Raw genomic sequence first — 5,830 nt, forward strand, 5'->3', positions numbered from 1 at the left:
GTCGGTGATCGGCAGCCCGCGCACCACCGCGACCGGCACGCCGCCGAGCTTGCCCTTCACCAGATCCGCCGCGGCGGCCAGCTCGTCCGCGATCGCCACCTGGGTGACGTGCAGCTCGTTGCCCTGCCCGTCGACCGCGCCCGCGTAGTCGTGCAGCACCCGAAGTCCCGAGGCGCCGATCGCGGTGTCGGTCTGGCCGTTGCGCCAGGCGCGGCCCATGGTGTCGGTGACGACCACGGCCACCCGCACGCCGAGCCGCTCGGCCAGGGCCGTGCGCAGCGCCTTCGCGCTGGCGTCGGGATCGGCAGGCAGCAGCACCAACTCGCCCTGCTCGACATTGGAGCCGTCGATGCCGGAGGCGGCCTGCACGATGCCGAGCTTGTTCTCGGTGATCAACGTGCGGCCCTTGCGCGCCAGCACCCGGACCGCCTCCTGCTCGACCAGGGCGCGGCGCACCGTGTCGCGCTCCTCCGGATCCAGCGGCGCCTCGACGATGCGCCCCTCGACCTTGGCGACGATCTTGCTCGTCACCACGAGCACGTCGCCGTCGGCCAGCCACGGCGCCTGCTCGGCGATGCGTTCGGCGAGGTCGTCGCCGGGCCGGAACTCGGGCAGGCCGGTGATCGGCAGTATCCGGAGTTCGCCTGCGGCATGGTCGTTGATCACGGTTTCACTCCCGCGAGGTCGAGCGCCTCCCGCACCATCTCGGCGGTGGTCGGCGGATCGGTCATCAGCAGCGGCACGCTGCGTACTTCGACACCGGGCACGTCCGCGGTGTCGGTGGTGTGGATCAGCCAGCCGTCCAGGATGCCGGTGGCCGAGCGCGCGCCGTAGTAGCGGCCGATCGCCTCGGCGGTGGTCTCGACGCCGATCACCGACAGGCACTCGTCGGCCATGCCGCGCAGCGGTTTGCCGTCGATCACGCCCGACACGCCGATCACCTTGGCCCCGGTGGTGCGCAGCGCGCCGCGGATTCCGGGCACCGCGAGGATGGCGCCGATGCTCACCACCGGGTTCGACGGAGCGAGCAACACCACATCGGCGGACTCTATGATCTCGATCACATTTGGGGCCGGTTTGGCATCCTCGGCCCCGATTGTGGCGAATCCATGGGTTTGGATGTTCGCTCGATAGCGAACCCACCACTCTTGAAAATGGATCGCGCGGCGTTCGCCAGGGTTCTCCTGGTCGCTCACAACAACGTGCGTTTCACACCGATCGTCGGTCGCCGGGATCAGTTTCACGCCCGGCTGCCATCGGTTGCAGAGGGCCTCGGTCACCGCCGAGAGGGGGTACCCGGCGCGCAGCATCTCGCTGCGGACCAGGTGCGTGGCGAGGTCGCGATCGCCGAGACCGAACCAGTCCGGCTGCGCGTGGTACTTCGCCAGTTCCTCCTTGGCGTGCCAGGTCTCGGCCGGCCTGCCCCAGCCGCGCTCGGTGTCTATGCCGCCACCGAGGGTGTACATGCAGGTATCGAGGTCAGGGCAGATACGAAGGCCGTGCATCCAGACGTCGTCGCCGACGTTCACGATCGCGGAGACGTCGGCATCGGGCAGGAGCTCCCGTACGCCCTGCAGGAATCGAGCGCCGCCGACACCCCCGACCAGGACGGCAATCCTGGGCCCGCCGACGGGTTCGATGTCCGCTTGAAGGGAAGTCACATCCGCACAGCCTATGCGCTGCCGGACCGGGCGATGTTCCGCGCCGTAGTTGCTGGTCATTTGCCCTACTCGGACACAAGATCATCTTCGAAAGCGTTCGCGGATAGTAACGGAATAGCGACGGCCGCTTGACCATCGACACGTCCGGCGTGTCTAATCACAGTCATGTCATTTCGGGTTCGCGCGAGAGTGCAAGGCGCGAACGGCTTTTCGAACACATGTTCGCATCGAGATGACGAGCTCGGGGACGTCCGCGGGACAACGTCGCGGGGTATGGCCGTCGGTAGGCGTGTTGGTCCGACGGAACGAATCATTCTGCGCTAACACACAGTGAGGAGGCGGAGCGATGGCCAACGAGATGGTCTCGCCGACCGATTCCACAGCAGGCGCAGCACGTGGCGTCTGCGCAGACAACGGCTGGAAGGATCACGAGGGGGGTGACGAGGTCTCGATGCCCCGGCTCGGCACGGGTGGCGACGACTCGACGCCCCGGCTCAGCCTGGTCGTCACGGGCTTCGACGAGATGTTCGAATCCATCGAAGAGCAGTGGCAGGAACGCGCCCTGTGCGCGCAGACCGATCCGGAGGCGTTCTTCCCCGAGAAGGGCGGCTCGACCCGCGAGGCGAAACGGATCTGCATGGGCTGCGAGGTGCGCGACGAGTGCCTGGAGTACGCACTCGCCCACGATGAGCGCTTCGGCATCTGGGGTGGCCTCTCCGAACGGGAGCGCCGCCGCCTGAAGCGCGGCATCGGCTAGCCGACCCGGGTTGGCCCCCGAGTTATCCGCAAGCGCGACAAGTCGTTACGGCGACAAGGGATCTCGCGGACACACGGATAGCTCCGGGGGTACGCCCGAGAGTCCTCGCGCTCCGGCCGACCGCACTGGCTGCGCGGCCCCGAGGCGGGCTGACTAGGTTTTAACCATGGCACGTTCCCGGAATCGTCGTCCGCCGACCGCACGGTCGGTGATCCGCCGTGGTCGCGGCGTGCGTGGACCGATGTTGCCGCCCACGGTGCCCGCCTGGCGCACCAGGGGGCAGAAGTTCGACCGGCTGGTGCTCGAGGCGTTCGCCCCGCTGGACACGCGCTGGCACGACCGGCTCACCAAACTCGACATCGCGGTCGACGACGTGCCGAAAATCCGTCCGCTGCACCCAGATTCGGTCACCTGGCCGGACGAGGTGGTCGCCGACGGACCGGTGCCGCTGTCGCGGCTCATCCCGGCCGGGGTCGATCGGCACGGCGCGGCCACCCGCGCCAGGGTGGTGCTGTTCCGCAAGCCGCTCGAGCTGCGCGCCAGCGACCCGGACGACCTGGTCGATCTGCTGCGCGAGGTCCTCGTCCAGCAGATCGCGACCTATCTGGGCGTCGATCCGGACGTGATCGACCCCGAACCGGAGTAGGCATCGCACCGCCTCGGTAACGAAACCTGTTGCGCGCGGCGATAACTGATTACCGACACCGGGTGTGCGGCCCGCAGACCGCGCACTCACCGGTCGCGGAACATTCGCACGGTTGCGCGTCCCCTCGCCCGCCCGCGGCCGACCGCCGCGCGGCGGGAGTTTTTGCCCGAATCATGAGCGTGTCTATCCACATCGGACCGCCAGGAGGGTTACTCTCATCGGCGTGATCCCCATGCGTCGTTGCTGCCGTCCAGGCTGCAAGAATCCGGCCGTCGCGACGCTCACCTATGTGTACTCGGACTCGACCGCCGTGGTCGGACCGCTGGCCACCGTCGCCGAACCGCACTCCTGGGACCTCTGTGAAACGCACGGCTCCCGCATCACCGCCCCCAAGGGCTGGGAGATGGTTCGACACGAAGGCGGATTCTCCTCGAGCACACCGGATGACGACGATCTGACCGCGCTCGCCGAGGCGGTGCGCGAGGCCGGATTGCGCCGCCGCCCGCCGGAACAAGATCAGCGCGGCTACCGTGACTACGCGCCGCCACCGCCGCGCACCACCCGTACCGGCCGCCGAGGCCATCTCCGCGTACTCCCCGACCCCCCTTCCTGAACAAACCAAGGACCGGGTCAAAGGCGGACGGTCCACCCATTAGGGTGGTGGGCATGACAGTCGCCCGCTCTGCCGAATTCGTCAACGCGGTGATCAAGGCCTACGACGTTCGCGGAGTGGTCGGTGAGCAGATCGACGCCGAATTCGTCACCGACATAGGCGCTTCGTTCGCCAGGCTGATGCGCGCCGAGGGCGCGACGCGGGCCGTCATCGGGCACGACATGCGCGAGTCCTCCCCCGAGCTGTCCCGCGCCTTCGCCGAGGGCGTGCTCGCGCAGGGCCTCGACGTGGTGCACATCGGCCTCGCGTCCACCGATCAGCTGTACTTCGCCTCCGGCAGGCTGGACTGCCCCGGCGCCATGTTCACCGCGAGCCACAACCCGGCCCGCTACAACGGCATCAAGATGTGCCGCGCCAAAGCCATTCCGGTGGGCCAGGACACGGGCCTGGCCACCATCAAGCACGAGATCGTCGAGGGCGTCCCGGGTTACGACGGACCGCGCGGCACCGCGACCGAGGTCGATCTGCTCGCCGACTACGCGGCCTTCCTGCGCGACCTGGTCGACCTCGGCGAGGTCCGCCCGCTCACCATCGCCGTGGACGCCGGCAACGGCATGGGCGGACACACCGTGCCCGCGGTGTTCGACGCGCTGCCGCAGGTGACGATCGTCCCGCTGTACTTCGAGCTCGACGGCTCCTTCCCTAACCACGAGGCCAACCCGCTCGATCCGAAGAACCTGGTCGACCTGCAGGACCTGGTGGTCAAGTCCGGGGCCGACATCGGGCTCGCGTTCGACGGCGACGCCGACCGCTGCTTCGTGGTGGACGAGAAGGGCGACCCGGTCTCGCCGTCCACCATCACCGCGCTGGTCGCCGAGCGCGAGCTGATCAAGGAGCCCGGCGCGGTCATCATCCACAACCTGATCACCTCGCACGCGGTGCCCGAGCTGGTCACCGCGCTCGGCGGCACGCCGGTGCGCACGCGGGTCGGCCACTCGTTCATCAAGCAGCAGATGGCCTCGACCGGAGCGGTTTTCGGCGGCGAGCACTCCGCGCACTACTACTTCCGCGACTTCTGGGGCGCCGACTCCGGCATGCTCGCGGCGCTGCACGTGCTCGCCGCGCTGGGCGAGAAGGATCGCCCGGTGTCGGAGCTGATGGCGGCCTATGAAACGTACGCGGCCTCCGGCGAGATCAATTCCACGGTGGCGGACGCGAAGGAGCGGACGATGGCGGTGGTCGAGGCCTTCGGAAACCGGACGATCTCGGTCGATAGGCTGGACGGCGTGACCGTTCAGCTGGCCGACGACGCGTGGTTCAACCTGCGCGCCTCGAATACCGAGCCCCTGCTGCGGCTCAACGTCGAGGCACGATCACCGGAAGAAGTAGACGCACTCGTAACAGAGATTCTGAACATCGTCCGGTCCTGACTGGGATAGTGGAATCACAGCGGATGGAATCCCATGCTCAGTATTCGGCGGAAGGCTGGGAAGAAGTAGACGGCTCAGCCCGATGCAGAGATTCTGAACATCGTCCGGTCCTGACTGGGATAGTGGAATTACGGCGGATGGAATCCCATGCTCGGTATTCGGCGAAGGGCTGCGGAGAAGGAGACGACGCGGCCCGCTGCGGAGATTCTGAGCATCGTTCGGTCCTGACTGGAATAGTGGAATCACAGGCCTTGGATTCGCCTGACTCGGGCCCGGCGTGGCAGCCGACCCGGGAACGAGTGAGGGCGGAAACGACTCAGCGCGATGAGGGGAGGTGGGACGCCCGATGATCGCTGGAACACCGGTGCTCGACCTCGACGATGCCGCTTCGCTGGAGGCGGCCGATACCGGCGGCGCCCTGCGCTCGGCCGCCTCGGGCGGCGCTCAGGTGAGGGCCACCGCGGCGGCCGTCGGTGAGGACGCGCTCGCGCGCCTGGACGGACTGCGGCCACGCAGCGTGGTGCTCGTCTCCGGCTCCGGCCGCGCGGCCCGCGCCGCGAGCCTGCTCGTCGCCGCGCTCGGTGACCGGGCCGGCCTGCCCGTGGTGCCCGTCGCCGCGTTGCCGCCCTGGGTCGGTCCGCTCGACGTCGTCCTCGTCGCCGGTGACGACGCGGGCGACCCACGCCTGACCGACGCGGTGGACCGGGCGCTGCGCCGTGGCGC

6 protein-coding genes and 1 pseudogene are annotated in these 5,830 nt (G+C 68.5%); 5 read left to right on the forward strand and 2 right to left on the reverse strand.

Annotated elements, in window-relative coordinates:
* On the reverse strand, positions 1-666 hold a 666-nt coding region (locus ON39_RS26020), incomplete at its 3' end, for a coenzyme F420-0:L-glutamate ligase (protein WP_040738338.1).
* Positions 663-1,661, reverse strand: coding sequence for a 2-phospho-L-lactate transferase (gene cofD / locus ON39_RS26025; protein ID WP_051187094.1), 999 nt, complete (start codon positions 1,659-1,661; stop codon positions 663-665). The genes ON39_RS26020 and cofD, both read right to left, overlap by 4 nt.
* A 523-nt stretch (positions 1,662-2,184) precedes the next feature.
* Here cofD and ON39_RS26030 point away from each other — a divergent pair.
* The 5 genes and pseudogenes from ON39_RS26030 to ON39_RS26050 all read left to right on the forward strand — a co-directional run.
* A complete protein-coding gene (locus ON39_RS26030; protein WP_029901515.1) occupies positions 2,185-2,418 on the forward strand; it encodes a WhiB family transcriptional regulator in 234 nt (77 codons plus the stop codon).
* A gap of 166 nt (positions 2,419-2,584) precedes the next feature.
* Positions 2,585-3,064: a metallopeptidase family protein gene (locus ON39_RS26035; protein ID WP_162836687.1), complete on the forward strand. Its 480-nt coding sequence runs from the start codon at positions 2,585-2,587 to the stop codon at positions 3,062-3,064.
* Between the two features lie 232 nt (positions 3,065-3,296).
* Complete coding sequence (locus ON39_RS26040; RefSeq protein WP_040738347.1) at positions 3,297-3,677, forward strand: DUF3499 domain-containing protein; 381 nt, start codon at positions 3,297-3,299, stop codon at positions 3,675-3,677.
* Between the two features lie 53 nt (positions 3,678-3,730).
* Positions 3,731-5,107, forward strand: a complete 1,377-nt coding sequence (locus tag ON39_RS26045; protein WP_040738342.1) for a phosphomannomutase/phosphoglucomutase — start codon at positions 3,731-3,733, stop codon at positions 5,105-5,107.
* Positions 5,108-5,453: 346 nt separating this feature from the next.
* Positions 5,454-5,830 (forward strand): annotated as a pseudogene (locus ON39_RS26050) (tobH protein); the annotation flags it as partial.

It is taken from the genome of Nocardia tenerifensis NBRC 101015, assembly GCF_000308715.1.
GTDB lineage: Bacteria > Actinomycetota > Actinomycetes > Mycobacteriales > Mycobacteriaceae > Nocardia > Nocardia tenerifensis.

What these genes read in the sequence shown, in the direction of transcription:
- ON39_RS26030 (WP_029901515.1), top strand. Translation starts at nt 2,185, where the DNA reads ATGTTCGAATCCATCGAAGAGCAGTGGCAGGAACGCGCCCTGTGCGCG.
- ON39_RS26035 (WP_162836687.1), top strand. Translation starts at nt 2,585, where the DNA reads ATGGCACGTTCCCGGAATCGTCGTCCGCCGACCGCACGGTCGGTGATC.
- ON39_RS26040 (WP_040738347.1), top strand. Translation starts at nt 3,297, where the DNA reads ATGCGTCGTTGCTGCCGTCCAGGCTGCAAGAATCCGGCCGTCGCGACG.
- ON39_RS26045 (WP_040738342.1), top strand. Translation starts at nt 3,731, where the DNA reads ATGACAGTCGCCCGCTCTGCCGAATTCGTCAACGCGGTGATCAAGGCC.